Annotated in this window: 5 protein-coding genes; 1 reads left to right on the top strand and 4 read right to left on the bottom strand. The window is 65.4% G+C overall.

From position 1 onward, the window contains the following. Positions 1-41: 41 nt before the first annotated feature. Complete coding sequence (asd, locus tag ASE59_RS04830) at positions 42-962, bottom strand: archaetidylserine decarboxylase (RefSeq protein ID WP_235515645.1); 921 nt, start codon at positions 960-962, stop codon at positions 42-44. 35 nt (positions 963-997) lie between these two features. Between asd and ASE59_RS04835 the strand changes: the two genes are divergently transcribed. Next, entirely contained in the window at positions 998-2,650 is a 1,653-nt protein-coding gene (locus tag ASE59_RS04835; protein WP_056452992.1) for an aminotransferase class III-fold pyridoxal phosphate-dependent enzyme, read from the top strand. 7 nt (positions 2,651-2,657) lie between these two features. Here the strand turns inward: ASE59_RS04835 and ASE59_RS04840 are convergent, their stop codons facing one another. The 3 genes from ASE59_RS04840 to ASE59_RS04850 form a co-directional block, all read right to left on the bottom strand. Next, positions 2,658-2,852: a hypothetical protein gene (locus ASE59_RS04840; protein ID WP_056452995.1), complete on the bottom strand. Its 195-nt coding sequence runs from the start codon at positions 2,850-2,852 to the stop codon at positions 2,658-2,660. Positions 2,853-2,870: 18 nt separating this feature from the next. After that, a complete protein-coding gene (locus ASE59_RS04845; protein ID WP_235515646.1) occupies positions 2,871-3,074 on the bottom strand; it encodes a hypothetical protein in 204 nt (67 codons plus the stop codon). A 248-nt stretch (positions 3,075-3,322) separates the two neighbouring features. Beyond that, complete coding sequence (locus ASE59_RS04850; protein WP_056453001.1) at positions 3,323-3,607, bottom strand: hypothetical protein; 285 nt, start codon at positions 3,605-3,607, stop codon at positions 3,323-3,325. Between the last annotated feature and the right edge of the window lie 228 nt (positions 3,608-3,835).

Raw genomic sequence — 3,835 nt, forward strand, 5'->3', positions numbered from 1 at the left:
ACCCACCCCCAACCCCTCCCTTGTCAGGGAGGGGAGTTAGTTCAGATATCCTCCACCACCACCCGATCGAACAACACCTCCCCCGCGCGCACCCGGTCGCCGGTCATCACCCCATCGGCCGTCACGAACGGCGCGGGCGCCAGCATCACGATCGTCGAGCCATGCTCGAACCAGCCCATCTCCTCCCCCTGCGCAACCGGCGTCGCCAGCGTCGCGACCGGTTTGGCCCGCTCGCGCAGCAGCCGGACGGTATCGAGAAACGTCAGCCGGATCGCCGCGACCAATATCGCCGCGACCGGCACCAGCAACACCGGCGTCCCGTCGCCCAGCCGCAGCCGCACCGTCGCGCGCTCGTTACGACAATATAGCCGGTCGACTCGCTTGAGCGCGGGCGGATTGACGTTGAAACAGTCGCCCGGGAAATACCGCACCCGCTCGACCACCGCATCCTGGGGGCTGTGGAACCGGTGATACATGCCGGCCGTCAACCGCAGCGTCACGAAACTCCCGCCGATATAGGCGTCGCTCTCGCCCCCGGTCAGCTCGGCGATCGAATAGCGCCGCCCCTTGGCCTGGACGATGCTGTCGCTGTCGATTCGCCCGCTAGCGACGATGATCCCGTCCGACGGTGCCGACAGTTGATCGGCCTGCGCCCGGAACGTCCGCGCGCCGGGTCGCAACCGGCGGATGAACGCGGCGTGCAGCGACGGCCAGCGAGTCTCCTCCGCATCGGACAGGTCGACATCGCAAAAGGTCCGCCACAGCGCGATCGACGCGCGCGCGACCAGCGGCTGCTCGACCTTGCTCAGCCACCCCATCGCCCGCGTTGCGCTGCGTCGCGGCAGCCAGTTGGTCAGCGCGTAATTGACCGATTCGATGTCGGTCAGCTTCGCGATCCAGCGGGGCAAAGCGGGGGCGGCGGGCGCAGGCGGCGCGGGGCGGATATCGTCCATGGCCGTCATCAATATTTCCCGATCGCGTCATATTCGCGTCAGTCATGACGCCACTCGCCATCGTCCTCGCCGCCGGCACCGCCGGCCTCGTCGCTACCAAGAGCCGCGCCCGCCTCGCCCTCAGCCGCGCCAAGCATGGCTCGCTGACCGGCCATGTCCGCTGGGGCCAACGCATCGCGCGCCAGATTGCTTTCTATGATTATGACGAAGCCCGCTTCTTCGCTGCCGACGACGCACCCGCAGAGATCGCCGCAAAGCGCCGCGTCGGCTTCGACCGTCTGTCGGCACTGTACGAAGCCCGCTTCGCCAAGACCGTCGCCGCGACCAGGGAACTTCGCGAAGGGCTGTCCGACCTGCAATTCACCGGCCGCTACCGCGTACCGTTCCAGTTCAGCCGACTGGTCCGGGAGCGCCTCGCCACCGGTGCCTTCTACGTATCGTCGTCGGGGGTCACCGCTACCGACCTCGACGGCAACGTCTTCTACGACCTGGCCGGTTCCTACGGCGTCAACCTGTTCGGCCATGATTTCTACAAGGACTGCATTGCGCAAGGGGCGGCGCGCGTCGCCGATCTTGGCCCGGTGCTCGGCACCTATCACCCGGTCATCGCCGCCAACGTCGCCCGGCTGCGCACGATCAGCGGCATGGACGAGGTATCGTTCCACATGTCCGGCACCGAAGCGGTGATGCAGGCGGTGCGCCTCGCCCGCTATCACACCGGCCGCCGCCGCGTGGTGCGCTTCGCCGGCGCCTATCATGGCTGGTGGGGCGATGTGCAGCCGGGCATCGGCAATCCGACCCCGGCCGACAACACGCTGACGCTGTCCGAAATGTCCGACCGGACGCTGCACGTGCTGGCGACGCGCAAGGACATCGCCTGCGTGCTGGTCAACCCGCTACAGGCGATGCACCCGAACAAGGGCGCGCCGTCCGACGGGACGCTGATCGACAGCAGCCGCTCCGCGCACGTCGATCGCGCCGCCTATCGCGACTGGCTGGTCAAGCTGCGGGACGTCTGTACCAAGGCCGGCATCGTCCTGATCTTCGACGAAGTCTTCATGGGCTTCCGCTTGGCGAAGGGCGGCATGGCTCAGGCGTTCGGGGTGCAGCCCGACATGGTCACCTATGGCAAGACATTGGGCGGTGGCCTGCCCGTCGGCGTCGTCTGCGGCCGCGCCGATTTGATGAAACGTTTCCGCCCCGAAGCGCCCGCCGACATCTGCTTCGCACGCGGCACGTTCAACGCGCACCCCTATGTGATGGGGGCGATGGACGTGTTCCTCGAACGCCTCGACAGCGCGGAAGTGCAGGCGATGTACGCCGATGTCGACGCCCGCTGGGACGCGCGCCTCGCCCAGTTCAACGCGGCGATGGCGGCCGCCGACCTGCCGGTCCGCGCGGCGGGTATGCAGACGGTGTGGACGATCCTCTACACCGCGCCGTCACGTTACAACTGGATGCTGCAATATTACGCCCGTGCCGAAGGACTGGCCTTGAGCTGGGTCGGCACCGGCCGCCTGATCTTCAGCCTGAATCACGACGACGCAGCCTTTGCCGAGGTCGTCGCGCGCTTCGTGAAGGCGGTGCAGGCTTGTGCCGCCGACGGCTGGTGGTGGAGCGCGCCCGGCACGACCAACAAGCTGCTGCGGCGACAGGTGCTGAAGGAAACGCTGTCGCGACGACTGGGGCGGGGGTAACCGTTCCTTATGGACGGCGCTGTGCCATCGCCGCCTGCAACGCGTCGATGATCGCCCGGTTGGCTACCGGTCCCGACAGGTCCTGTGCCAGCGTGGTATAGCCCTCGCGTCGCAGCGCCTGTCGGATATGGTTCACCGAAATATAGTCGCCGGAAGCGGCCAGTTCGATTGCCCGCGTCAAAGCGGGCGTTTCGCGCGTCATGCGCCGTCGCCCGTCTGTTCAGCCGTTCCGCACCCACGGCGTTCGCACGACGGCACCGGTGATGACCTTTTTGCCGAACGCCTTGCGCATCTTCTCGGCACCCTCGCCGTTGCGCAGGACGACATGCGTGCCCCCCGAATGCAGCGTTTCGATGGCACTGATCGATGCGTCATGCTTGCGGCACAGCGCCACCACATCCGCCTGGGCGATGGTGACATTCATCGCGCGCGATGTCGTATTGGGGGTCGGAACGCCCCGGCGCCAATCGTCCTGCATGCAGATCCATTCTTATTTCGAGCATGCGGACCAGCCGGGCCTCGCGGGAAGAAGTATCCAGCCGGCGCCGGTAGCAGGGCCGTTCGGTCGATACCGGGCGAACCGAATCGTATATGGGGTGCCGGCGGCGGCAAACCAGTAGGGGGCTTGAGGTTTATGCTGTCCTGCGGCGTTTGCGCTGCCAATCCCCGTTTCTACCGCATTGGTTTGATCCGGCTCTGCCGATGTGTGATCCGACGCCTTTTCAGAACGATGGCCGCCGCGACAATGACGATGCCGGGGATCAGCCACAGCCAAACGAACAGAAGCAGTTCATCCCACCGTCCATTGTGGAGAAGGCGCCCGCTATGGAACAGCTCAACCCAAAGACATTCCCGGCCATAACAATTCAAGTCATAACGATCAGGCCATCCCAGCTTGATCGACAGCCACTCATATACGCCTACGGTGCCGACCCCGATCGCGATGATAATGGCCATGAAGCAAAAGAACCTTGCGGGTCCCATCGTCCGATAGAGCGCTATGAAGTCGGATAACGAAGCCACTGCCTATTCCCAATCGTATTGACCGCTGCGACTATCCTGTTTGATCGCAACGAGAGTCTACCGGCTTCTACTAGCCCGGATCGACATTCATGCGAAACGCGACGAAATTGCTCCCCTCCCTGGAAGGGAGGGGCTGGGGGTGGGTCGGCCTGCGAGGGAAGG

The sequence above is a fragment of the Sphingomonas sp. Leaf10 genome (genome assembly GCF_001421245.1).
Lineage (GTDB): Bacteria > Pseudomonadota > Alphaproteobacteria > Sphingomonadales > Sphingomonadaceae > Sphingomonas.

Excerpts from the sequence above, each read along its gene's own strand:
- ASE59_RS04840 (WP_056452995.1), bottom strand. The coding sequence starts at position 2,852 with ATGACGCGCGAAACGCCCGCTTTGACGCGGGCAATCGAACTGGCCGCT.
- ASE59_RS04850 (WP_056453001.1), bottom strand. The coding sequence starts at position 3,607 with ATGGCCATTATCATCGCGATCGGGGTCGGCACCGTAGGCGTATATGAG.
- ASE59_RS04835 (WP_056452992.1), top strand. The coding sequence starts at position 998 with ATGACGCCACTCGCCATCGTCCTCGCCGCCGGCACCGCCGGCCTCGTC.
- ASE59_RS04845 (WP_235515646.1), bottom strand. The coding sequence starts at position 3,074 with ATGAATGTCACCATCGCCCAGGCGGATGTGGTGGCGCTGTGCCGCAAG.
- asd (WP_235515645.1), bottom strand. The coding sequence starts at position 962 with ATGACGGCCATGGACGATATCCGCCCCGCGCCGCCTGCGCCCGCCGCC.